The sequence below is a fragment of the Streptomyces sp. NPDC052052 genome (assembly GCF_040680455.1).
In the GTDB taxonomy this organism is placed as follows: Bacteria; Actinomycetota; Actinomycetes; order Streptomycetales; family Streptomycetaceae; genus Streptomyces.
On record NZ_JBFAWU010000013.1, the window covers coordinates 191,955 to 214,133 of the forward strand.

The following is a 22,179-nucleotide window of genomic DNA, read 5'->3' on the forward strand; positions in this document are numbered from 1 at the left end:
TGGATCAGGAATGGAGCAGGAAGGGATCAGAAGAGGAAGTACCGCTGTGTCAGCGGAAGTTCGCAGGCATAGTTCCGTTGGACCAGTTGCCCGTCGACGGTGGCGCGCACATCGCTGGTGGTGATGCCGCCGATGGTGACGTCGAAGGAGTCGGGGTCGATGACGATCTCCGGCAGGCCGTCGTTGTGGATCATGTCGGCCTTGGTCACCTGGCGAGTGGATCTGATCGCCCGCAGCGGTTTGAGCAGGCCGATCCGGGACAGTTCACCGCCGAGGGCCTTCTCGGCCACGAAGTTGAACGAGTTGCTGCGCGAGGACCGGCCGGTGAAGCCCCAGACCGGGCGGGGCAGGAGCGGTTGCGGGGTCGGGATCGAGGCGTTGGCGTCACCGACCTGCGCGTAGGCGATCTGTCCGCCCTTGATCACCATGTGGGGCTTCACGCCGAAGAACCTGGGTTCCCAGAGCACCAGGTCGGCGAGCTTGCCGTTTTCGACGGAACCGACCTCGTGGTCGATGCCGTGGGTGAGGGCGGGGTTGATCGTGTACTTGGCGATGTACCGCCGGGCCCGGAAGTTGTCCGCCCGTGCGTCGTCCTCGGTCAGGTGTCCGTAGCGGGCTTTCATCACGTGCGCGGTCTGCCAGGTCCGCAGGATCATCTCGCCGATGCGGCCCATGGCCTGTGCGTCGGAGGACATCATCGAGATGGCGCCCATGTCGTGCAGCAGGTCCTCGGCGGCCATGGTGGAGGGCCGGATCCGCGAGTCGGCGAACGCCATGTCCGCCTCGATCTCCGGATTGAGGTGGTGGCACACGATCATCATGTCGATGTGCTCCTTGACGGTGTTGACCGTCAGGGGCCGGGTCGGGTTCGTGGACGCCGGCAGTACGTTCGGCTTGCTCACCAGACTGATCATGTCGGGAGCGTGTCCGCCCCCGGCGCCTTCGATATGGAAGATGTGCAGGCTGCGGTACCTGCCCTCGCCGCCGTCCCTGGTCGCGTCGAAGGTGTGCTGCACGAACCCGGACTCGTTCAGTGAGTCGGCGTGCAGGGCGACCTGGACGCCGGTCTCGTCGCAGACCCGCAGGGCTGCGTCGATCACCGCGGGAGTGGCACCCCAGTCCTCGTGGATCTTGAAACCGAGGGCGCCGGCGGCCACTTGGGCGCGCAGTGCCTCCTCCGAGACCGTGCTGCCCTTGGCGAGCAGGCCGATGTTCACCGGGTAGGAGTCCAGAGCCTCGAACATCCGCTGGATGTGCCACTTGCCGGGAGTCACGGTCGTGGCGGTACTGCCTTCGGCGGGACCGGTGCCGCCACCGATCAGGGTGGTCACCCCCGAGGCGAGTGCCTCGTGGATCTGTTCGGGGCACAGGAAGTGCACATGCGTGTCCACGCCGCCCGCGGTCAGGATGCGCCCGTTGCCGGCGATCACCTCGGTCTCGGGCCCCACGATGAAGTCCGAGGCGCGCGGGTCCGTGTGGGGCCGTGGCGACATCGTCTCGGGGTTGTGGGCGCGGCCGATCGCCTGGATACGGCCGTCACGCAGCCCGACGTCGGCCTTGACCACGCCCCAGTGGTCCAGGATCAACGCCCCGGTGATCACCGTGTCCACCGGTGACCGCCGCTTGTCGTCGTCCCGGGGAATGTGTGACTGGCCCATGGACTCGCGGATCACCTTGCCGCCGCCGAACAGCATCTCGTCGCCGCTGTGGCCGGGGCCGCCGCACCAGTCCTCTTCGATCCGCAGCACCAGATTGGTGTCGGCCAGCCGGATCCGGTCGTCTTTCGTCGGGCCGTAGAGGTCCGCGTACGTGGACCGGTTCAGCAGGCCCGGGGTGGGTTCAGTTCCGCTGGTCATCGAGGCGTGCCTCCTGCTCGCTCTTCCCGGCCCGCAGGCCCCGGACGATCCGCTCACCGGAGATGGGCACCAGATGCACAAGGTGCTCGTCCTCGGCGACGGGTTCGAAGCGGACCGACGTCCCGGCGGGGATGTGCAACCGCATGCCGTGTGCGGCCTCCCGGTCGAAGGAGAGACCTTCGTTGACTTCGGCGAAGTGGAAGTGGGAGCCGACCTGGACCGGGCGGTCCGAGAGGTTCCTCACCTCCAGCACCACGGGGGTGTGGCCTTCGTTGTGGTGGACCGCGTACTCGTCCCCGTCGGGGAGCAGTTCCAACTTTCCGGGATGCACGTCCACCTTGCCGGTGGCCTCGTCGAACGGGTCATGGATGGTCACGAGCTTCGTCCCGTCGGGGAACGTCGCCTCCACCTGGACCTGGCTGATCATCTCCGGTACGCCGTCCATGACCTCTGCACGTGTGAGGACCCGGCGCCCGGACTCCATGACGGCGTCCACCGTGGCCTTGCCCGCACGAGCTTCCTCGTAGACATGCGCTGTCAACAGCGCCATGGCCTCCGGGTAGTTCAGCTTCAGTCCTCGCTCGCGGCGCCGACGGGCGACATCCGCCGCCACATGGACCATCAGCCGTTCCTGCTCATGTGGAGTCAGGTGCACAGCAATGTCTCCTTCCTGTTCTCCCCCTTGGCTCGTGCGGCTGAGACGTGTCGGGAGGACAGGAGTTGCCCACGCGTCAGCGGCCGCAGGGAGACCAACGAAGGAGCAACTGCCGGGAGACGGGACGGGTACCGCGTGTCCCTGATGGAATGAAGATGACGCACAAGGGGCGAAAAGGGCGCAGGTGTGGGGTGTTTGGGGGCGCGTGGCCGGTGACGTACGCAGGCGCCCGCCCCGCACCCGGGCGCCCACGTCTCCTCACCCCCGCAACGACTTTCCGAACCCCGCCGCCAGCGGCATCCGCAGTCCCAGGGGCGGTGGCGCCGCCAGGGCGTCGGCGACCGGGCGGGCGTAGGCGCGGCCGAAGAGCGAGCCGCGGACGAAGTCCGAGGCCAGGGCCGCTACTTCGGAACGGTGTTGGCGCAGCCCGTGGCCGTCGGAGTGGACCTCGAAGCGGCAGGTGCTGCGGTTCGCCTTCTTGGCCCGTTCGGCGAGGCGGAAGGAGAGTTCCGGGTCCGTGTGGGCGTCGTTGGTGCCGTGGACGAGCAGGACCTGCCGCCCCAGCAGATGCTTCACCGGCTCCGGTTCGTCGGTCGCGCCGTCCGGCAGCCAGGGGGCCAGCGCCAGAACGGAGTGGACCGCCGGATGGCCGCCCGCCCGGAGCGCGGCCCGGCCGCCCATGCCGTGGCCGGCCAGGCAGACGGGGACGTCGCCGTAGCGCCGGACGACCTCGTCCACCGCCCAGCGGGCATCCGTCGCGAGCTGTGCGTCGGTCGCGTTCCAGCCCCGGCAGCGGTAGCGCACCACATGTGCGGCGAGCCCGTCCTCCCGGCCCGCTCGGGCCAGGGTGCGGGCGAGCGGCAGCTGGCGGGCGTAGGAGAGGGAGGAGGGGCGGCGGTGCGAGTCGGCCTCGCCGTCCGGGAGCAGCAGCACCACGCCGCTGACCGCAGAGGGTGCTCCGGCCGATCCGACGGCCCGTCCCAGCCCCGGGGCGGGGTGGGGGAGTGCGCGCTGTGCCATGGCAGAACAGTGTCAGAAAGTCCGGTGTCCGCCACCCGTATTCGCGGTCACTGTTACGCATCGACCGGCGACATCTACGCGCGTAGGCGCTACAGTGCCCGAATGATGAGCCAGACCCCCCATGTGCCGGGCCGGGACCAGATCCGGCGTGCCCCCAAGGTCCTTCTCCATGACCATCTCGACGGTGGCCTGCGCCCGGGAACGATCGTCGAGCTCGCCCTGGCGTGCGGCTACGACAAACTTCCCGAGACCGATCCCGGCAAGCTCGGCATCTGGTTCCGCGAGGCGGCCGACTCCGGATCGCTGGAGCGCTATCTGGAGACGTTCGCCCACACCTGCGCGGTCATGCAGACGCGCGAGGCGCTGGTCCGGGTGGCCGCCGAGTGCGCCGAGGACCTGGCCGCGGACGGGGTGGTGTACGCCGAGGTGCGCTACGCCCCCGAGCAGCACCTGGAAGCCGGACTGACCCTCGAAGAGGTCGTCGAGGCGGTCAACGAGGGCTTCCGTGAGGGCGAGCGGCGGGCCCGCCGGGACGGACACCGCATCCGGGTGGGCGCCCTCCTCACCGCGATGCGGCACGCCGCCCGCTCGTTGGAGATCGCCGAACTCGCCAACCGTTACCGCGACCAGGGCGTCGTCGGCTTCGACATCGCGGGTGCGGAGGCGGGTTTCCCGCCCACCCGGCACCTCGACGCCTTCGAGTACCTCAAGCGCGAGAACAACCACTTCACCATCCACGCGGGCGAGGCGTTCGGCCTGCCGTCGATCTGGCAGGCCCTCCAGTGGTGCGGCGCGGACCGGCTCGGCCACGGTGTCCGCATCATCGACGACATCGAGGTGGCCGAGGACGGCAGTGTGACGCTCGGCCGCCTCGCCTCCTACGTACGGGACAAGCGCATTCCGCTGGAGCTGTGCCCGACCTCCAACCTCCAGACGGGTGCCGCCGCCTCGTACGCCGAGCACCCCATCGGGCTGCTGCGCCGCCTGCATTTCCGGGCCACCGTGAACACGGACAACCGTCTGATGAGCGGTACCAGCATGAGTCGCGAGTTCGAGAAACTGGCCGAGACCTTCGGATACACGCTCGATGACATTCAATGGTTCACCGTCAATGCAATGAAGTCGGCGTTCATTCCTTTCGATGAACGTCTGGCGATGATCAATGACGTGATCAAGCCTGGTTATGCCGAGCTCAAGTCCGAGTGGCTCTTCGAGCAGACCGCTACGACCAGCGGTTCCTCCGCTTCCGAGGGCTGACGATCACCCTCACGAAAACGGCCGGGGCGGCGAAGTCCCGGCCGTTTTCTCCTGTGTCGGAGTGTTTGCGGGGCGGGTAGTGAGCTGGCTACGTTTCGGAGCCGCTCACCTCCCTCTCCCCAAGGATGAAGGTCACATGAAGCAGTCTGCTGTCAGGACTCTCGGCGTCGCCGCACTCGGTGCCGCTTTCGCCGCCGCTGCCGCGGGTACCGCCTCCGCTGTCGCGCTGCCGGCCGATGTCGCCACCACCGCGCTGCCGGTCGCCGGTTCGGCGCTGCAGAACGCCACCCGGACCCTGCCCGTCCAGGACACCGCCACCAAGCTGCTCGGTACCGGTCAGCAGAAGCTCGTCGGCTCCGCCACCGCCCCGGCCAAGGGTCTGATCGGTGGTCTGCCCGCTGGTGGCATCACCACCAGCGGCCTGTCGGCCAACGGTCTCCCGCTCGGCCGCTGATCCCCGTACCCATGCCGGTGGGGCGGACACCCGGACCGGGTGCCCGCCCCACCGGCATGACGCGCGGACGCGGCTCACCAGGCGGACGACGACGCCTTCTCGCTCGGGAACAGCACCCACAGTGCCAGGTAGAGCAGGAACTGCGGTCCGGGCAGCAGACACGAGAGCAGGAAGATGATGCGCATGGTCCCCGCGGAGGTGCCGAAGCGCCTCGCCAGCGCTGCGCACACTCCGCCGATCATGCGTCCGTCACGGGGGCGGGCAAGTGCGGCCATGGTGGGCTCCTTCGCGAACCGTTCCGAGGGGAGCAGCTTCGTCGTGCTCCCGATGCATCCATGGTCGCTCAAGGAATAGGGCAAAGCATCACTCTACGGTGCGATCCCGACCCTGGGAATCGTCGGGGTCGACCCCTGAGCCGCCTCCTCCGAGGGGCGGGGCAGCGTCTCGGTCCGCTGCAGGCTCCTGCGCCGCAGGCGCGCCCGGCCCATCGGGACGACCAGCAGATGTGCGAGCGCCACACCCGAGGTGTTCAGCAGCAGCGAGTCGACGTCGACGACCTGCCCCGGCACACCGGTCTGGGCCAGTTCGATGCCAAGCGAGATCAGTGAGCCCGCCGCGACGGTACGGGCCAGTGAGGCCCAGGGGGAGACGGACAGCCGGCCGCCCGCCATCGGCAGGAGCACGCCCAGCGGGGCGAGCAGCAGCAGCCCTTCCCCGATCCGGCGGGCGGCCTCGACCGGGCCGAGGGACAGGTCCGCCCGTATGCCGGCGAGCGGCTCGAAATTCGAGGCGGTCATCCAGGGCACGTCGAGCGGGCGCAGCGTCAGCCACCCGACGAACAGCAGATGAGCGAGGACGAGACAGAGCCCGACCGCGCGGATGCGGATGGCAGTGTGACTGCCCGAACCTTGACGCACGCATCCCAAGACGCGCCGAGCGGCAGGATCGGTTCCGCTCGGTCCGCACACCCGGAATTCGAGGGTCGTCGGCCGTCCTCTCAGGTCCCGGTGCCCGTCGCGCCCGGCTTCGGTGTCGCCTTCGGGCTGGTCTTCGTCTCCGACGTGCACAGATAGGTGTGCGGCGGGTAGCTGCCCGGCCCGCCCAGTACCACCGAGCCCTTGGGGGCGAGCGACTCGCTCTCCGCGTAGGTGCACACGATCTGCGCCAGCGCCTCGGACGGCAGGTCCTCCGGCTGCTGGTTCAGTCGCAGTGTGCCCTGCGGGTCGCCGCTGCGGGCCGCGCTGATCCGCAGGGCCGCCGGGACAGCCGTGGAGAACCCGGCCTCCCGCTCATCGGCGGGCGGGACCCGCTGCAGTTCGTCCAGGAGGGCCCTCGCGATCCGGAGCCGGTCCGACTTCGTCTCACCGACCTGCACCGTGCGGTCCACCGTGACCAGCTGGGAGGCGCAGACCAGATAGATCTGCACGGGGAAACCCTGGAAGGTCTCGGTGGTGACGTTCTCCGCGGACATCGAGCACGGCACCCGGGACGGTGCCGCCCCGGCGTCCACCGGCACGGAGGTGGTCCTGATCCCGCAGCTTGCGGCCAGTACGGCCGTGAGCACGGCACCGGCCAGTGCCACGGACGGACGGTGTGTCCGGCGGTTGCTGCTGCCGCTCACCTCTGGTCGTCCTCCTCGTTCCGGTCCGCCGTGTCGTGTCCCCCGTCGGAACGGGTGAGCGGCTCGGCGTCGCGCGGCAGTCGCAGGACGAACACCGCTCCGTCGCCGTCCGGCGAGTTCGCGGCCGTGATGTCGCCGCCGTGGATGTGCGCGTTCTCCATGGCGATCGACAGCCCCAGTCCACTGCCCTCGGAACGCGGGCGGGAGGCGCTGGCCTTGTAGAACCGGTCGAAGACATGTGGCAGCACGTCCTCGGGGATGCCGGGGCCGTGGTCACGGACCTCGATGACGAGTTCCTCGCCCTCGGTCCGTACCGAGACCCGTACCGGCGAACCGCCGTGCTTGAGCGCGTTGCCGATCAGGTTCGCCAGGATCACATCGAGCCGGCGCGGGTCGAGGCGGGCCATCGTGCCGCGCTCGGCGTCCAGATCCACCGCGTCCAGCCAGGCGCGGACGTCGATGCAGGCGGTGACCTGGTCGGCGACATCGACCGTGTCGAGGACCAGCCGGGCCGTACCCGCGTCGAAGCGGGTGACCTCCATCAGGTTCTCCACCAGGTCGTTGAGGCGCCGGGTCTCGCTCACCACCAGGTGCACCGCGGGCGCGATCATCGGGTCGAGGTTGTCCGCCTCGTCCTCCAGCACTTCGGTGACGGCGGTCAGCGCGGTGAGTGGTGTGCGCAGTTCATGGGACATGTCGGCGACGAACCGGCGGCTCGCCTCGTCGCGCGCACTCATGTCCGCGACCCTCTTCTCCAGCGAACGCGCGGCCTTGTTGAACGTGCGGGAGAGATCGGCGAGTTCATCGGTGCCGGACACCACGAGCCGGGTGTCGAGCTTGCCCTCACCGAGCTTGCGCGCGGCATCCCCGAGCCGTTGCACCGGCCGCAGCACGGTCGTCGCGGCGGCCTGCGCGAGCAGTGCCGAACCGATCAGGGCGAGCCCGGTGGCGATCCCCAGCGACCAGGCCAGGGAGTTCAGGTCCTGCCGTTCCTGGTCGAGCGACTTCAGCATGTAGCCGGCCGGACCGCCGCCGATGATCTTCGTGCCGCCCACCAGGTACGGCGTATCGCGGATGCTCACCCGCTGCCAGAACAGGTGGTACTCGTATTTGTTGCCCGCATCCACCGGCTGCTGCTCGTTGACCGCCTTCTGCAGCGACAACGGCACGTTGTCGAGGGTGAAGGTGTCCAGATCGGAGTTGCCGACGATCGGCTTGCCGACGGCGCGCTCGTCGACCAGCAGCACGCTGTAGCCGGGTGAACTGCTCGCCATCTGCACGGCGGCGTTCTGCAGATCGTCCTTGGTGGGACTCGCCGGCAGAGACGCCGCCCGGTTCTGCATCTCCTGACGGAAGTCCCCGAGCGCGGCGTCCTGGGTGCGCGTCAGCACCGCTTCGCGGTTCAACCAGTACGCGATCCCCGAGGCGGACACCGCGGCGGTCAGCGCCACCAGCCCGAACACGACGACGAGACGCAGCCGCAGACTGGTCCAGCGAAGCCCGGTCAGCAGGCCCCGTTTGACGGCATCGCTCACTGAGGCGAGTCCAGCCGGTAGCCCACACCCCGAACGGTACGGATCAGGGTCGGCGAGGACGGTACGTCCTCCACCTTGGCGCGCAGCCGCTGCACACAGGCGTCCACGAGCCGGGAGTCGCCGAGGTAGTCGTGCTCCCAGACCAGCCGCAGCAGTTGCTGCCGCGACAGGGCCTGGCCCGGCCGGCGACTCAGCTCCAGCAGCAGCCGCAGTTCGGTCGGGGTGAGCTGCAGATCCTCACCGTTCTTGGTGACGGTCATCGCGGAGCGGTCGATCACCACGTTCCCGAAGGAGGCGGAGTCGGTGGACTCGCGCTCACCGCGGCGCAGCACCGCGCGGATCCGGGCGTCGAGCACCCGGCCCTGCACGGGTTTCACCACGTAGTCGTCGGCACCGGACTCCAGTCCGACCACGACATCGATGTCGTCGCTGCGCGCGGTCAGCAGGATGATCGGCAGTTGGTCGGTGCGCCGGATACGCCGGCACACCTCGAAACCGTCGATACCGGGCAGCATGACGTCCAGCACGATCAGATCCGGCCGTTGCTCACGCAGCAGCTTCAGGCCGTCCTCTCCCGTCGCCGCGGTGGCCACACGGTGGCCCTGGCGTGACAGTGAGAGTTCGAGGGCCGTGCGGATGGCGTCGTCGTCCTCGATCAGCAACAGGAAAGGCACGTCGTTCATTCTGGCCCATGGCGGAGCCCCAGTTCGACCGTTGTGGCGGACTCATGCACGCGACGTGCGCGGAAAGCGTGCACGGCAGGCCCTGTGACAGGGCTGTGACAGTCGGGGGACAGCCCGATGAAACTGCCCCGGCAGTCTCGTTGGCACAAGGAACGGACGGACTCCACCGATGGGGGGCGCGAGATGAACGCAACTCACAGCATCACCGCAAGCGCAGTTGTCACGCGTCTCCACGATGTCGGCCGGAGCAGCGAGAGGTCCGGCGCTCCCGGGGGAGCTTCCCTGCTCGAACGGAGCCGGGAGGTCGGGGGAGCGCGGGGGTGTGTGCGGGGCGCCGGGCGTCAGCACCCGTCGTTCATGACGGTCGTCGACTCGTCCGTGGGGGAAACCGGGGGGAACGGCGGGGGAGCCGCGTACGGGGAGGTCACGGGGGAGCGGAAGTCCCCGGCGCAGGCCGACGACGCCGAAACGGCGTTCACGGCCTACGTCCGGGAGCGCCGCGCCTCCCTGTACGCAACCGCCTACCACCTGACCGGAGACCGGTTCGAGGCCGAGGACCTGCTGCAGAGCGCCCTCTTCTCGACGTACCGGGCGTGGGACCGGATCAGCGACAAGGCGGCGGTCGGCGGCTATCTGCGCCGGACCATGACCAACCTCCACATCAGCGCCTGGCGCAGGCGCAAGCTCAACGAGTACCCGACCGAGGAGCTGCCGGAGACGGTCGGCGAGACGGACGCGATGCGGGGCACGGAACTGCGTGCGGTGCTCTGGCAGGCGCTGGCGCGGCTGCCGGAACTCCAGCGCACGATGCTGGTCCTGCGCTACTACGAGGGCCGTACCGATCCGGAGATCGCGGCGATTCTCGGCATAAGTGTCGGCACGGTGAAGTCGAGTATCTGGCGGTCGCTCCGCCGGCTGCGCGAGGACGAGGCCCTCAGCTTCGGCCGTGACGAGGAGGAGTCCTTCGGCGAGCTGGTGGCCTGAGGGCACGGGGGGGGGTACGGGGGGTACGGGGGAAAGCGGGGCCGCTGCTTCGGGGGAGGCGGCGGGTTGTGGGGGTACGGGGGGACACGGGGGAACGCTGCGGGGTCGGACAGGTCGGGGGGGCCTGTCCGACCCCGTTCGTCGTGAACTCGCCGTGTGCGCGGCGGTGTTCCGGGCGCGAGCGGCCCGTTGTTTTGCCTGGCGCGGAAGAAGGCTCTTGTAATCTGAGGCGGCCACGTCAAGCGGGTGTGCTGACGCACGGCCGTGTCCATACACGCAACGCCATCAGGCATACCGGACAACGTGGACGGGGGCTATGCCCGCTTACCGCGAGATCACGAGTACGGACAGGGTGGGAGAGTTCCCCGAGGGTACAAGTCGGCGTTAAGTCACCGGACTTGAGGAAGCCTATTCGGCCCCGCGAACCAGGAGGTGAGCAAGTGAGCACAGCAGAGGGACGGACGAGGCCGGCATGGAAGGTCTGGTCTGTCGTTGCCACCCTGGTCGTTGTGGTCGCGGGGCTGCTGCATGTCTATCGCAACACCAATGTGCTGACGGAGGACCGGCTGTGCGGAGGGCTGGTGTCCGTGGCGAAGACGGATGCGCTTCTCCCGGGGGCCGGTCGTCTGGACGCAAGAGGGGACGGCCTGGCCGATCGTTTGAAGGACACGGTGTGCGAGGTCGAGAAGTCGTCCGTCGTACTCGGCTCGGGAAAGGGCACGTTGACGGTCCGGGTCTGGGAAGAGGAGGGCGACGCTCCCTTGGGCGACGGAGCCTGGCCCGATCTGCCGGAGGAGTCGTTCTTCTCCGGAAAGGTGACCGGCGGAGTCGACACGTACACGGGGTGGGTCCTGCTGCCCGAGAAGTGCTGGACGACCAAGCCGGTCATCGTCAGAGGCAACTCCAGCAAACCGATCTCCGACAGCGCCGGGTTCGCTGCCCTGGTCACCGATACGGCGCGCGCGGTTGCGGCCCGGGCGGGGTGTGGTGATCTGCCCGAGGAGCCCGGGACGCTGGTGCCGCCCCGCTCCGAGGCGGCCACGCCGGTGTCCGAGGGACGGGTTTGCGGTCTTGAGGGCTTTTCCGTCCGGGGGCAGGTGCCGACGGGCACCAAGGTGCTCGAAGCCGGTCAGAAGGCGCCCGCTGATCTGTGGTCGTGCACGTTGTTCCTGGACGACGACTCACGTGGCATTGTCCGTAACGACGGCTTCATGACGTACACGGCTTCCCGGGACCCGCTGCTGATCGCCGGGGTGAGGAAGGCGCCGGGCACGAGCAGGGGTGAGGCGCCGGACGGCCGGAAAGCCGATGTCGTCGATCAGCAACGGATCGTTCTGTCCTGCGCCGAGGGCGAGCTCTATCTGGCGGCGAAGTCGGGACTCCAGTACCTGGAGGGGCGTAAGCGTCACCCGGAACTTCCGCAGCGGAGCGCCTACTTCGAGTCCTTTGTGAAGTCCGCGGTCGATACCTTCGACTGCGGCGCAGCCAAGGGATGAGGATGTGACCGTGCGCCCGGCGTCGCTCACGTTCGTGTGCGCGCCGGGCGCAATGCGTGGCCGGCCACCCGTCCCTACTCCGGAACCGGCGTCCCCACCGCCGCCCGTCGGCACCGCCCCGCCGCTGCAGCGGCCAGGCGTCCCAATGCCTCCTCCTTGCCGCACGGATGCGCGCCCAGCGCCGTCTGCCGCGCCACGATCCGCCGCTCCGCGCGCATCAGCCGCCACCCGCGCCGCAGCAGGAACGGCACCGACTTGCGGCCCTCCCGCAGATCCCGCAGCAGCCGACGGCGGAACGTGGTCGTCGGGTGGCCGCGCAGGCACAGCGCGTCCGCGAGTACGCCCAGTTCCTGGCACCGCTCGACGATGTCCGCCGCGAAGATTCCCTCGGCCACGAACAGGGGGGTGCGGTCGATATGGAGAGCCTCATGGCCGACCCGGGAGCTCGTGGCGATGTCGTACACCGGGACGTTCGTCCGGCCCGTGCGGCACAGCTCCGTGATCGCGGCGACCGCTGCATCGGCGTCCCAGGACTGTGCCGAGTCCCAGTCGATGTCCGTGCTTCCGGGGACGAGCGGCAGCGTGGGGTCGTCGCCCTCCTTGTAGAAGTCGTCCAGACGCAGGATCGGCAGACCGGTGCGGGCGGCGAGGGAGGACTTGCCGGAGCCGGAAGGGCCTGCGAGCAGCACGACGCGGGTTGGGAGCGGTTGGGAATTCACAGGACACGAGTCTGAGGCATTGACCCGCGCAGGGGATCCCCCGGGGGTCGGGTTGGTATCGAGGATCACATCTCAACTACTCTGCGCACTCAAGCGATTACTCGATCGGCTCCCTCAGGTGGGTACTTCATGGCACGTCACGCACTTTCCAGGTCCCGGCGCCGCACCCTGCTGCGGACAGGGCTGACCGTCATCGCGGTGGGCGCCGCACTCGGCGCGGGAGGTGCGGCCGCCCAGGCGGCGCCGTTGCCCCTCGCGCCGGCGACGGACGTCGACACCGGCCTCGGCGACACGGGGGAGGAGGTCACCGGTGCGGTGACCGGAGGGCTCGGGCACTCGTTCCGGAACGGCGTCGCGCCGGTGACGCATCTGCGGCTCGACCCGCTGGCCGGTACGGGTACGGACCCGCTGAACAACACGGTGGGGACACAGATCGCCGACTTCAAGCCGCTCTCCACGGCTTCCGTCACCGGCCCGGTGACCCGCGGCGGCACGCTGGAGGACCTGCCGGTGGCGGGGCGGGCCGCACGACTGCTGCAGCGCTGAGACGGACACGGACGCGGCTCGCTCCTCCGGGCATCCGGAGGAGCGAGCCGCTGTCCGTGCGGGCGGGCCGTCAGTACGAGGACCCCGAGGCGCCGAGCGCGCCCGTCGGGTGCCAGACCGTCTTCGTCTCCAGGAAGGCCGTCAGGCGGTGCGTGCCCGGATCGGCCGACCAGTCGAAGCCGACGTCGCCATCGCCCCGGCGAACCCGCTTCAGGTTGTCCGCCGCCGCGATCTCCAGCTCCTTCGCGAGCGCGGCGTCCGCCCCCGTCAGGTCGATGGCGTTCACGTCCTGGTGGGAGGCGAGCGGGGCCGCGATCTCGGCCGTCCCGCCGGACAGGATGTTCACCACGCCGCCCGGCAGGTCGGAGGTGGCCAGCACCTCGCCCAGGGACAGGGCCGGGAGCGGGGAGGCCGCCGAGGCCACCACGACCGCCGTGTTGCCGGTGGCGATCACCGGGGCGATCACCGAGACCAGACCCAGGAACGAGGACTCCTGCGGTGCCAGCACCGCGACCACGCCGGTCGGTTCGGGCGTCGACAGGTTGAAGAACGGGCCCGCGACCGGGTTCGCCCCGCCCACGACCTGGCCGATCTTGTCGGTCCAGCCCGCGTACCAGACCCAGCGGTCGATCGCCGCGTCCACGACGGCCGCCGCCTTGGCCTTCGACAGGCCCTCCGCGTCCGCCACTTCCCGTACGAACTGTTCCTTGCGGCCCTCCAGCATCTCCGCGATGCGGTAGAGGATCTGGCCGCGGTTGTACGCCGTGGCGCCCGACCAGCCGCCGAACGCCTTGCGCGCGGCCACGACCGCGTCCCGCGCGTCCTTGCGGGAGGACCGGGGAGCGTTCGCCAGCCACGTGCCCTTGGAGTTGGTCACCTCGTACACCCGGCCGCTCTCGGAACGGGGGAACTTGCCCCCGATGTACAGCTTGTAGGTCTTGAAGACGCTCAGACGGTTATCGGACATCGAGGTACGCCTCCAGGCCGTGACGACCGCCCTCGCGGCCGAAGCCCGACTCCTTGTAACCGCCGAAGGGCGAGGTCGGGTCGAACTTGTTGAACGTGTTGGCCCAGACGACGCCCGCCCGGAGCTTGTTCGCTACCGCGAGGATGCGGGAGCCCTTCTCCGTCCAGATGCCCGCCGAGAGGCCGTACTGACTGTTGTTGGCCTTGGCGACCGCCTCGTCGGGCGTGCGGAACGACAGCACCGACAGCACCGGGCCGAAGATCTCGTCGCGGGCGATGGTGTGCGCCTGGGTGACGTTCGTGAACAGGGTCGGGGCGAACCAGTAGCCGGCGGAGGGGAGTTCGCACGGCGCGGACCACCGCTCGGCACCCTCCGCCTCGCCGGTCTCGGCCAGCGCGGTGATCCGGGCGAGCTGCTCCGCGGAGTTGATCGCGCCGATGTCGGTGTTCTTGTCCAGCGGGTCACCGAGCCGGAGCGTCGACAGCCGGCGCTTCAGCGCGTCCAGCAGCTCGTCCTGGATCGACTCCTGCACCAGCAGGCGCGAGCCCGCACAGCAGACCTGCCCCTGGTTGAAGAAGATGCCGGTGACGATGCCCTCGACGGCCTGGTCGATCGGGGCGTCGTCGAAGACGATGTTGGCACCCTTGCCGCCCAGTTCGAGGGTGACCTTCTTGTCCGTGCCCGCGACCTGGCGGGCGATGGCCTTGCCGACCGCGGTCGAGCCCGTGAAGGCGACCTTGTCGACGCCCTCGTGCTCGACGAGCGCGGCGCCCGCGTCACCGTATCCGGTGAGGATGTTGACGACACCCCTGGGCAGGCCGGCCTGCCGGCAGATGTCCGCGAAGAACAGTGCGGAGAGCGGCGTCGTCTCGGCGGGCTTGAGGACCACCGTGTTGCCGGTGGCGAGCGCCGGGGCGACCTTCCAGGCCAGCATCAGCAGCGGGAAGTTCCACGGGATGATCTGGCCCGCGACGCCGAGGGGGCGGGGGTTCGCGCCGTAACCGGCGTGGTCGAGCTTGTCGGCCCAGCCCGCGTAGTAGAAGAAGTGCGCCGCGACCAGCGGGAGGTCCGCGTCGCGGGTCTCCTTGATCGGCTTGCCGTTGTCGAGGGTTTCCAGGACGGCCAGCTCGCGGCTGCGTTCCTGGATGATCCGCGCGATCCGGAAGAGGTACTTGGCGCGCTCGGCGCCAGGCAGCGCCGACCACGTCTCGAAGGCCTTCCGGGCCGCCCGTACCGCCCGGTCGACGTCCGCCGCGCCTGCCTGCGCGACCTCGGAGAGCACCTCCTCGCTGCTCGGCGAGACGGTCTTGAACACCTTGCCGTCCGCCGCGTCGACGAACTCGCCGTCGATGAACAGGCCGTACGAGGGGGCGATGTCGACGACCGAGCGCGACTCGGGAGCGGGTGCGTACTCGAATGCAGATGCCATGGGGATCAGTCCACCGTCACGTAATCGGGGCCGGAGTAACGGCCGGTGCTGAGCTTCTGACGCTGCATCAGCAGATCGTTCAGCAGGCTGGAGGCGCCGAAGCGGAACCAGTGGTTGTCCAGCCAGTCCTCGCCCGCGGTCTCGTTCACCAGGACCAGGAACTTGATCGCGTCCTTGGTGGTGCGGATACCGCCGGCAGGCTTCACGCCGATCTGTACGCCGGTCTGCGCCCGGAAGTCGCGCACCGCCTCCAGCATCAGCAGGGTGTTCGCGGGGGTGGCGTTGGTGGAGACCTTGCCGGTCGACGTCTTGATGAAGTCGGCGCCCGCCAGCATGCCGAGCCAGGAGGCGCGGCGGATGTTGTCGTACGTGGACAGCTCGCCGGTTTCGAAGATCACCTTCAGCCGGGCGTCGGTGCCGTCGGCGCGGACGCACTCCGCCTTCACGGCCAGGATCTCCTCGTAGACCTTGAGGTAGCGGCCGGAGAGGAAGGCACCCCGGTCGATCACCATGTCGATCTCGTCGGCCCCGGCGGCCACGGCGTCGCGGACGTCCGCGAGCTTGACGTCCAGCGCGGCACGGCCGGCCGGGAAGGCCGTCGCCACGGACGCCACCTTCACACCGGATCCGGCCAGCGCGGCAACGGCGGTCGCCGCCATGTCGGGGTAGACGCAGACCGCCGCGGTGTGCGGGGCCGTGCGATCGAGCGGGTCGGGGTGGACGGCCTTGGCGGCGAGGGCCCGGACCTTGCCCGGGGTGTCCGCGCCTTCCAGTGTCGTCAGGTCGACCATCGAGATGGCCAGGTCGATGGCGTACGCCTTGGCCGTCGTCTTGATCGAACGGGTTCCGAGGGACGCGGCGCGTGCTTCGAGGCCGACGGCGTCGACGCCGGGCAGCCCGTGCAGGAAGCGGCGCAGCGCGCTGTCGGACGCGGTCACGTCGGAGAGCGGGGGAGCTGTGGTGGGCATGGTCACCAGACCAGCATATCTACGCGCGTAGCGACGTGTACAGGGGGCCCGGTCGTCCGAGCGTCCCCCAGGACCCGGGTGGCCGCCCCGGCACCCCCGGGGCCCGTCAGGCAGAATCGGGCTCATGACGAGCCCTAAGCCTCCTGCCGAGCCGACCTACGCCGACCGGACCTTCCGGTCGTCCGCCGGGATCGTCGGGGGTGTCCTGCTGCTCCTCCTCGTCTGCTGGATCGGCGGGGACGCCGTGTTCCGGGGTGAGGGCCGGGTGCCGTGGTTGGCACTGGCCGGGCTGCTGACCGTGGTGCCGCTGATCGTGGCCTTCACGCTGCGGCCCGTCGTGTCCGTCAGTGAGCGGCGCATCAAGATCCGCAACCCGTTCCGGACGATCGCCATGCCGTGGACCGCGGTCGCGGATGTGCGGGCCGGGTACTCGAGCGAGCTGTTCGCCGAGAACGGTGCGAAGTACCAGATGTGGGCGGTGCCGGTGTCGCTGCGGCAGCGGAAGAAGGCGGCCAGGCATCAGTCCCGGAAGTCGCTGGACGACCCGTACAACCGGACCTCCGTGCATGCCGACGTCCGCGACAGCCAGTCCCGGTTGGCGGCGGCCGATCAGGCCATGGCGGACATGCGGGAGCTGGCGGAGCGGGCGAAGGCGGGTGTGGGGAAGTCCTCTCCGTCCCCTGCGGCGACCACGGTCTCGGTGCGCTGGGCGTACGAGGTGATCGCACCGGCGGTGGTCGGCCTGGTGCTGCTGGTGGTGCTGTTCGCGATCGGCTGAGCCGGGCCGCGGGGGCCGGAGGTGCGATCGGGCCGGGGAGAGGGAGCGTGCCGCCCCGGACTCATCGTGTGTTCCCGGCCGCCGGGACGGGAACGCCGGGTGCCGTCGAGCGCCCCAGGTACCAGACGGGTCCGGGGTCGGGCACGGCTATCTCCCGGAACCCCAGCCGGTCGTAGAAGGCCCTGGCCCTGGTGTTGGCCCGCACCATGCACAGGTGCACCGCGGGGACGTCCTTGGCGCGCAGGACGGCGAGGAACGAGTCCATCAGTGCGCGCCCGAAACCCCGCCGCTGCCACTGCGGAAGCAGATCGATGTGCAGATGGGCGGGGAACGGGTCCAGTTCGGGTCGCACCATCCGCTCCGGGTCGTGCAGCAGGACGGTCATCTCCTCGGTCGGGTCGCGCGGTTCCTGCGTCGGGCGCGGGTACCGGTCGGCCACCTCGGGCAGCCACTCCGCACGGAACCGCCGGACGAAGCGTGCGGTGTCGGCGGTGCCGATGATGTATCCGACCGCGCGGCCCCGTCCGTCGTCCAGCACCCGGGCCAGGTCCGGCTCCAGGTGCAGATAGGGGTGGCTGAAGATCGACGGCATCAGCTCGATGTCCGGGTACAGCGAGGTCGAATCCTGACCGTTGTGCGCGGTTCTTACGCAGATGTCCGCCACGTCCGACCGGTCCGACGGCTGGTAGGGGCGGATGAAGGGCTCAGCGTCCATGACCGCGGATCATGGCACGGTGGGAACGCTCCCAAACGGAGTCCTCGGTCCGACTTCCTGACCGGCTGTTCGGCCGTGGAATAGTGGAGCGCACCAGCTGATCCCTGGTGTACGCAGGCACGCGGCGGTTCGCGTGGTCCGTCGGCCGGAGGCCGGGAGCGTCGCCGCGGGGTGGTGTACGGCCGGCCCGTGTACGTGGCCGCAGCACAGTGAAGAGGGGGACGGTGGAGCAACGGCCCAAGGGGCGACGCCCGACGCTCGACGACGTGGCGATCCGATCCGGTGTCTCGAAGTCGACGGTCTCACGGGTGATCAACGGTGAGCCGAGGGTGCGTGCCGCAGTCGCCGAGCGCGTACGCAGGGCCGTGGGCGAACTGGGCTACGTTCCCCACCAGGCCGCGCGCAGCCTGGTGACCCGCCACAACGACGCCGTGGCGATCGTCGTGACCGAGCCGCAGAAGCGTCTGTACTCGGACGCGTACTTCGACTGCCAGCTGCGGGCGATCCGCAAGGCGCTCGCCCAGCAGGGCGTGCAGCCCGTGGTCCTGCTGGTGGACGAGCCGACGGACTACCCGCGCGTCGTGAAGTTCCTGAGCGGTGGTCACGTCGATGGGGCGCTGGTCTTCGCGCTGCAATCGGACGACCCGCTTCCGGCGGCTCTCGAACACATGGGCCTTCCGGTGGTGTTCGGTGGTCGCACGGACCACCCCGAAGACCGCTCCGTCTTTGTCGACGCCGACAACCGTGGCGGGGCGCGGCTGGCCGTCCGCCATCTGGTGTCCCTGGGGCGGCGCCGCATCGCGACCATCACGGGCCCGCTCGACCAGACGGCGTCGGTCGCCCGTCTGGACGGCTACCGGGACGTCGTTCCGGCCGGCCCGGCGTCACTGATCGCCGAGGGCGACTTCACCCAGCCCGGCGGAGCGCAGGCCATGGCGGCCCTGCTGGACCGGTGCCCCGATCTCGACGCGGTGTTCGTGGCGTCCGATCTCATGGCCGCGGGCGCCCTGGGGGAGCTGACGGCCAGAGGGCTCCGCGTCCCGGAGGAGGTGGCGGTCGTGGGCTTCGACGACCTGCCCGTCGGGGAGTCCACGAGGCCGCGGCTCACCACGGTCCATCAGGACATCGAGGCGATGGGGCGGGAGATGACGCGGCTCCTGATGAAGCAGATCCACGCCGAAGGGGACCACGACGGGGGCGACCGCCCGGCGCCGTCCGTCATCACCCCGATGAGGCTGGTCCTCCGGGAGTCGGCCTGAGGCGGTCCGTCACGGCCCGGCCGCGGGGGCCGGTCCGTCCGGGGGCGGATGCGGCGAAGTGGCGCGCAGGCGCGCCTTCGGCGACCGGCCGCTTCCGGGGGTGAGGGCCGGCGTCCGGCACCCTGCCCGCACGGTCTCCCGGGGGTGCCGGTGTTCCGGACCCCGGCCCGATTCCGGCGGGCCGAGGTCCGGTGCGGACCATGCAGGCGGTCACTCGTAGTCGTAGTCGTAGTCGTACCCGATCACCCGGAAACTCGCTCCCACTCCGTCGTTGACGAAGACGCCGCCGCCCACACGCTGCGGGAACACGCCGTCGGTGGCGCCGTGGGGTCCGACGACGGCCACCGGGCCACCGTTGTCACAGGTCGACCCGCTGAAGACCTCCACGGTCCGGCGACTGTCGTTGAAGATGTTGAAGCTCGTCGCGCCCAGGCCGCTGGCCGCGGTGACGCAGCCGCTCGGGTAGGCGGGGTACACGCGGTCGTTGAAGTGGATCCAGCCCTCGTCGCGGTCCCTGTCCCCGCGGTCCCGGCCTTCGTCGTTGTCCCTTCCTCCGTTGTCCCGGTCCTCGCCGTTGTCCCTGCCTCCGTTGTTGCCGTTGTCGCCGTAGCCGCGGTTGTCGCCGTTGCCCTTGCCTCCGTTGCCCTGGTCACCGTTGTCGTTGCCCTTGCCGCTGCCGCCCCCGCTGGTGACGGCCACCGCGGGCGCGGCGGCGGGCGCGGCGGGCTGGGCGACCGGAGTGGTCCGGGACGTCTCGGTAGGGGCGGCCGAGGTGAAGCTGTTGCTGGTGGCGAACAGGGCTGCGGCAGCTGCGATGGTGGCGGCAATGACGGTGGTACGTGTAGCCATGTCACTTCTCCTGTCTCAGAGAGGTCGGCTGCGCAGTCGACTCGTGACCGAAGGTACGTAGGGTCATCATTCCTGTCATATCGGACCCTGAGGGAAGGTGACCGCAGGGGTTCCGGGTGGGGCGACAGTCACCCGTACGCCAGCCGTACGGCACGCTCGCGCGATCTGACGCCCCGTCGAGAACCTGCGCGAGCAGGTGAATTGGCGTGGTGTTCGGCTGACTGGGCGACTTTCCGACACGCCCTCACCCGGGCGGAGGCGTGTCATTCCTTGAAGCGTCGGAAGTCCTCGATGGCCGGGATGCGGCCGTGTCGCCCGCGGACGCCGGCCACGAGCCGTCCGCTCCGCGTCCGTCCCTCAGTCCTTGACGACTACCGGCTGTCCGACCGTCAGGCGGTCGACGGTCCTGGCAGGGCTCGTGGCCGCGTCGTACGGGGGCCGCGGGTCCTGCCGTGACCGGCAGGACCCGGATGTCCCCGGTGACGGCTGCCGGTCAGATCCCGGCCGCCGCCGCCAGGTCATGCTTGATTCCGGCGAGCAGCTCGGCGCCCTTCGCACGGGCGGCGGGCAGTTCGTCCGCCGAACCGACCGGCACCACGACCTCCAGGTAGCACTTGAGCTTCGGCTCGGTGCCGCTGGGGCGGACGATCACCCGGGCGCCCCGCAGGTGGTAGCGCAGCCCGTCGGTGGGCGGCAGCTGGCCGGTGCCCCGGGACAGGTCCTCGGCCGAGGTGACGGCCAGCCCGGCGAGCGCGGTCGGAGGGTGCTCACGCAGCCGCCGCATGGCATCCGCGATGACCGTGAGGTCCTCCACCCGGACCGACAACTGGTCGGTGGCGTGCAGTCCGTGGGTGAGGGCGAGGTCGTCGAGGAGGTCGAGGAGCGTACGCCCCTGCTCCTTCAGCACGGAGGCCAGCTCGGCGACGAGCAGCGCGGCCGTGATGCCGTCCTTGTCGCGCACGCCGTCCGGGTCCACGCAGTAGCCGAGCGCCTCCTCGTACCCGTACCGGAGGCCGTCCACGCGGGCGATCCACTTGAAGCCGGTCAGCGTCTCCTGGTGGTCCAGGCCCGCCTTCTCTGCGATCCGGCCGAGCAGCGAGGACGACACGATCGACTCGGCGAGGACCCCGGTCGCACCGCGGTTCACCAGATGGGCGGCCAGCAGCGCCCCGACCTCGTCGCCGCGCAGCATCCGCCAGCCGCCGTCGGCGGCCGGGTCCGGGACGGCGACGGCGCAGCGGTCGGCGTCCGGGTCGTTGGCGATGACGAGGTCCGGGTCGGTGCGCCGTGCGGTGGCGAAAGCGAGATCCATCGCGCCCGGCTCTTCCGGGTTGGGGAAGGCGACGGTGGGGAAGGCCGGGTCGGGCTCCGCCTGCTCGGCGACGAGTACCGGCTCCGGGAACCCGGCGCGGGCGAAGGCGGCGGTCAGCACGGAGGTGCCGACGCCGTGCATCGCGGTGTACACGACGCGGGCGGTACGCGGCGATCCGGCGTCGAGCACGGCGTCGGTACGGGCCAGGTAGGACGCCAGGACCTCGTCGCCGAGGACGTCCCAGCCCTCGTCCGGGCGGGCCACCGTGTCGAGCGGGCCGACCGCGGCGATCTCGGCGGCGATCTCGCCGTCCGCCGGGGGGACGATCTGGGAGCCGTCGCCCAGGTACACCTTGTAGCCGTTGTCGCGCGGCGGATTGTGGCTGGCGGTCACCTCCACGCCCGCCACGGCGCCCAGGTGCCGGATGGCGTACGCCAGGACGGGAGTCGGCAGCGGGCGGGGGAGCACCGCCGCGCGCAGGCCCGCGCCGGTCATCACGGCCGCGGTGTCACGGGCGAAGTCGGCGGACTTGTACCGGGCGTCGTACCCGATGACGACGAGTCCGCCGCCGTGCCCGGTGGCTTTGAGATAGGCGGCGAGGCCCGCCGCGGCGCGGATGACGACCGCACGGTTCATCCGCATCGGCCCGGCCCCCAGCTCGCCGCGGAGTCCGGCCGTGCCGAACTGGAGGGTGCCGGCGAACCGTGCGGCGAGCTCGTCGAGGTCCTCGGCGTCGATGAGCCCGGCGAGCTCGGCACGGGTCTCCGGATCGGGGTCCTCCGCGAGCCATGTCCTGGCCTGCGTGATGAGGTCCTGCTGCACGGTGTCCGCCTTTCTGCGGGATCGGGCCCGACCGCTCTGCGGGGCCGGGGCCCGGGGATGGGGCCTCGCCGGTGTGGGGGTGCGGGCCGGTGCCCCGATCCGAAAGGGGCGGGGCCCGGACCCCGACTCAGATCCGCTCGAGCACCTGTGCCAGCAGGGCGCCCATGCGGGTGGCGGACTCCCGGCCGGCCCGCAGCACCTCCTCGTGGTTGAGCGGTTCCCCGCTCAGCCCCGCCGCCAGGTTGGTGACCAGC

22 protein-coding genes and 1 pseudogene are annotated in these 22,179 nt (G+C 70.2%); 7 read left to right on the forward strand and 16 right to left on the reverse strand.

Features of this window, described 5'->3' with window-relative positions; genetic code table 11:
* Positions 1–26: 26 nt before the first annotated feature.
* The 3 genes from AB0L71_RS18055 to AB0L71_RS18065 all read right to left on the reverse strand — a co-directional run bounded on the left by AB0L71_RS18055 (position 27) and on the right by AB0L71_RS18065 (position 3,531).
* A complete protein-coding gene (locus AB0L71_RS18055; protein ID WP_365243629.1) occupies positions 27–1,856 on the reverse strand; it encodes an urease subunit alpha in 1,830 nt (609 codons plus the stop codon).
* Positions 1,840–2,511, reverse strand: coding sequence for an urease subunit gamma (locus AB0L71_RS18060; RefSeq protein WP_365243631.1), 672 nt, complete (start codon positions 2,509–2,511; stop codon positions 1,840–1,842). The genes AB0L71_RS18055 and AB0L71_RS18060 overlap by 17 nt, the downstream gene beginning before the upstream one ends.
* Before the next feature lie 258 nt (positions 2,512–2,769).
* Complete coding sequence (locus tag AB0L71_RS18065; protein WP_365243633.1) at positions 2,770–3,531, reverse strand: alpha/beta hydrolase; 762 nt, start codon at positions 3,529–3,531, stop codon at positions 2,770–2,772.
* 102 nt (positions 3,532–3,633) lie between these two features.
* Between AB0L71_RS18065 and AB0L71_RS18070 the strand changes: the two genes are divergently transcribed.
* The gene (locus tag AB0L71_RS18070) at positions 3,634–4,788 is read left to right on the forward strand and encodes an adenosine deaminase (protein ID WP_365243635.1); all 1,155 of its coding nucleotides are present in this window, start codon (positions 3,634–3,636) and stop codon (positions 4,786–4,788) included.
* Positions 4,789–4,924: 136 nt separating this feature from the next.
* Complete coding sequence (locus tag AB0L71_RS18075) at positions 4,925–5,242, forward strand: hypothetical protein (RefSeq protein ID WP_365243637.1); 318 nt, start codon at positions 4,925–4,927, stop codon at positions 5,240–5,242.
* 74 nt (positions 5,243–5,316) lie between these two features.
* Here AB0L71_RS18075 and AB0L71_RS18080 read toward each other — a convergent pair whose 3' ends face one another.
* The 5 genes from AB0L71_RS18080 to afsQ1 all read right to left on the reverse strand — a co-directional run bounded on the left by AB0L71_RS18080 (position 5,317) and on the right by afsQ1 (position 9,072).
* Positions 5,317–5,517: a PspC domain-containing protein gene (locus tag AB0L71_RS18080; protein WP_365243639.1), complete on the reverse strand. Its 201-nt coding sequence runs from the start codon at positions 5,515–5,517 to the stop codon at positions 5,317–5,319.
* Positions 5,518–5,610: 93 nt separating this feature from the next.
* A complete protein-coding gene (locus tag AB0L71_RS18085; protein WP_365243641.1) occupies positions 5,611–6,159 on the reverse strand; it encodes a VanZ family protein in 549 nt (182 codons plus the stop codon).
* Between the two features lie 80 nt (positions 6,160–6,239).
* Positions 6,240–6,863, reverse strand: a complete 624-nt coding sequence (locus AB0L71_RS18090; protein WP_365243643.1) for a hypothetical protein — start codon at positions 6,861–6,863, stop codon at positions 6,240–6,242.
* Positions 6,860–8,398 (reverse strand): HAMP domain-containing sensor histidine kinase, encoded by a 1,539-nt coding sequence (locus tag AB0L71_RS18095; protein WP_365243645.1) that lies wholly within the window; start codon positions 8,396–8,398, stop codon positions 6,860–6,862. The genes AB0L71_RS18090 and AB0L71_RS18095 overlap by 4 nt, the downstream gene beginning before the upstream one ends.
* Entirely contained in the window at positions 8,395–9,072 is a 678-nt protein-coding gene (afsQ1, locus tag AB0L71_RS18100) for a two-component system response regulator AfsQ1 (protein WP_176729344.1), read from the reverse strand. The genes AB0L71_RS18095 and afsQ1 overlap by 4 nt, the downstream gene beginning before the upstream one ends.
* A 192-nt stretch (positions 9,073–9,264) precedes the next feature.
* On the opposite strand from afsQ1, the gene AB0L71_RS18105 reads away from it, so the two are divergent.
* Together AB0L71_RS18105 and AB0L71_RS18110 are read left to right on the forward strand one after the other, a co-directional pair.
* Positions 9,265–10,065, forward strand: a complete 801-nt coding sequence (locus AB0L71_RS18105; RefSeq protein WP_365243647.1) for a SigE family RNA polymerase sigma factor — start codon at positions 9,265–9,267, stop codon at positions 10,063–10,065.
* Positions 10,066–10,505: 440 nt separating this feature from the next.
* Positions 10,506–11,561, forward strand: a complete 1,056-nt coding sequence (locus tag AB0L71_RS18110) for a hypothetical protein (protein WP_365243649.1) — start codon at positions 10,506–10,508, stop codon at positions 11,559–11,561.
* Between the two features lie 74 nt (positions 11,562–11,635).
* On the opposite strand, the gene AB0L71_RS18115 is transcribed toward AB0L71_RS18110, so the two are convergent.
* On the reverse strand, positions 11,636–12,346 hold the full coding sequence (locus AB0L71_RS18115; RefSeq protein WP_365243684.1) for a uridine kinase: 711 nt from the start codon (positions 12,344–12,346) through the stop codon (positions 11,636–11,638).
* Positions 12,347–12,409: 63 nt separating this feature from the next.
* Here AB0L71_RS18115 and AB0L71_RS18120 point away from each other — a divergent pair, with 63 nt between their 5' ends.
* Positions 12,410–12,826, forward strand: a complete 417-nt coding sequence (locus tag AB0L71_RS18120) for a hypothetical protein (RefSeq protein ID WP_365243651.1) — start codon at positions 12,410–12,412, stop codon at positions 12,824–12,826.
* A gap of 70 nt (positions 12,827–12,896) precedes the next feature.
* On the opposite strand, the gene AB0L71_RS18125 is transcribed toward AB0L71_RS18120, so the two are convergent.
* From AB0L71_RS18125 to deoC, 3 genes are read right to left on the reverse strand one after another with little or no spacing between them, the layout of a single operon-like run.
* A complete protein-coding gene (locus tag AB0L71_RS18125) occupies positions 12,897–13,793 on the reverse strand; it encodes an aldehyde dehydrogenase family protein (RefSeq protein ID WP_365243653.1) in 897 nt (298 codons plus the stop codon).
* Positions 13,783–15,222, reverse strand: a complete 1,440-nt coding sequence (locus tag AB0L71_RS18130) for an aldehyde dehydrogenase family protein (RefSeq protein WP_365243655.1) — start codon at positions 15,220–15,222, stop codon at positions 13,783–13,785. Before AB0L71_RS18130 ends, AB0L71_RS18125 begins: the two co-directional genes overlap by 11 nt.
* A gap of 5 nt (positions 15,223–15,227) precedes the next feature.
* Positions 15,228–16,190 (reverse strand): deoxyribose-phosphate aldolase, encoded by a 963-nt coding sequence (gene deoC / locus AB0L71_RS18135; RefSeq protein ID WP_365243686.1) that lies wholly within the window; start codon positions 16,188–16,190, stop codon positions 15,228–15,230.
* Between the two features lie 124 nt (positions 16,191–16,314).
* Between deoC and AB0L71_RS18140 the strand changes: the two genes are divergently transcribed.
* On the forward strand, positions 16,315–16,968 hold the full coding sequence (locus AB0L71_RS18140; RefSeq protein ID WP_365243657.1) for a PH domain-containing protein: 654 nt from the start codon (positions 16,315–16,317) through the stop codon (positions 16,966–16,968).
* A gap of 61 nt (positions 16,969–17,029) precedes the next feature.
* Here the strand turns inward: AB0L71_RS18140 and AB0L71_RS18145 are convergent, their stop codons facing one another.
* Complete coding sequence (locus tag AB0L71_RS18145) at positions 17,030–17,683, reverse strand: GNAT family N-acetyltransferase (protein WP_365243659.1); 654 nt, start codon at positions 17,681–17,683, stop codon at positions 17,030–17,032.
* A gap of 266 nt (positions 17,684–17,949) precedes the next feature.
* Between AB0L71_RS18145 and AB0L71_RS18150 the strand changes: the two genes are divergently transcribed.
* Positions 17,950–18,942, forward strand: coding sequence for a LacI family DNA-binding transcriptional regulator (locus AB0L71_RS18150; RefSeq protein ID WP_365243661.1), 993 nt, complete (start codon positions 17,950–17,952; stop codon positions 18,940–18,942).
* A gap of 210 nt (positions 18,943–19,152) precedes the next feature.
* Here AB0L71_RS18150 and AB0L71_RS18155 read toward each other — a convergent pair whose 3' ends face one another.
* The 3 genes and pseudogenes from AB0L71_RS18155 to AB0L71_RS18165 all read right to left on the reverse strand — a co-directional run.
* Entirely contained in the window at positions 19,153–19,791 is a 639-nt protein-coding gene (locus AB0L71_RS18155) for a hypothetical protein (protein WP_365243663.1), read from the reverse strand.
* A gap of 493 nt (positions 19,792–20,284) precedes the next feature.
* On the reverse strand, positions 20,285–21,925 hold the full coding sequence (locus AB0L71_RS18160; RefSeq protein WP_365243665.1) for a phospho-sugar mutase: 1,641 nt from the start codon (positions 21,923–21,925) through the stop codon (positions 20,285–20,287).
* Between the two features lie 127 nt (positions 21,926–22,052).
* A pseudogene (locus AB0L71_RS18165) lies at positions 22,053–22,179 on the reverse strand (purine nucleoside phosphorylase); the annotation flags it as partial.

Excerpts from the sequence above, each read along its gene's own strand:
- AB0L71_RS18120 (WP_365243651.1), top strand. The coding sequence starts at position 12,410 with ATGGCACGTCACGCACTTTCCAGGTCCCGGCGCCGCACCCTGCTGCGG.
- AB0L71_RS18105 (WP_365243647.1), top strand. The coding sequence starts at position 9,265 with ATGAACGCAACTCACAGCATCACCGCAAGCGCAGTTGTCACGCGTCTC.
- AB0L71_RS18065 (WP_365243633.1), bottom strand. The coding sequence starts at position 3,531 with ATGGCACAGCGCGCACTCCCCCACCCCGCCCCGGGGCTGGGACGGGCC.
- AB0L71_RS18130 (WP_365243655.1), bottom strand. The coding sequence starts at position 15,222 with ATGGCATCTGCATTCGAGTACGCACCCGCTCCCGAGTCGCGCTCGGTC.
- AB0L71_RS18075 (WP_365243637.1), top strand. The coding sequence starts at position 4,925 with ATGAAGCAGTCTGCTGTCAGGACTCTCGGCGTCGCCGCACTCGGTGCC.
- AB0L71_RS18140 (WP_365243657.1), top strand. The coding sequence starts at position 16,315 with ATGACGAGCCCTAAGCCTCCTGCCGAGCCGACCTACGCCGACCGGACC.
- AB0L71_RS18145 (WP_365243659.1), bottom strand. The coding sequence starts at position 17,683 with ATGGACGCTGAGCCCTTCATCCGCCCCTACCAGCCGTCGGACCGGTCG.
- AB0L71_RS18125 (WP_365243653.1), bottom strand. The coding sequence starts at position 13,793 with ATGTCCGATAACCGTCTGAGCGTCTTCAAGACCTACAAGCTGTACATC.
- AB0L71_RS18055 (WP_365243629.1), bottom strand. The coding sequence starts at position 1,856 with ATGACCAGCGGAACTGAACCCACCCCGGGCCTGCTGAACCGGTCCACG.
- AB0L71_RS18070 (WP_365243635.1), top strand. The coding sequence starts at position 3,634 with ATGATGAGCCAGACCCCCCATGTGCCGGGCCGGGACCAGATCCGGCGT.
- deoC (WP_365243686.1), bottom strand. The coding sequence starts at position 16,190 with ATGCCCACCACAGCTCCCCCGCTCTCCGACGTGACCGCGTCCGACAGC.
- AB0L71_RS18080 (WP_365243639.1), bottom strand. The coding sequence starts at position 5,517 with ATGGCCGCACTTGCCCGCCCCCGTGACGGACGCATGATCGGCGGAGTG.
- AB0L71_RS18155 (WP_365243663.1), bottom strand. The coding sequence starts at position 19,791 with ATGGCTACACGTACCACCGTCATTGCCGCCACCATCGCAGCTGCCGCA.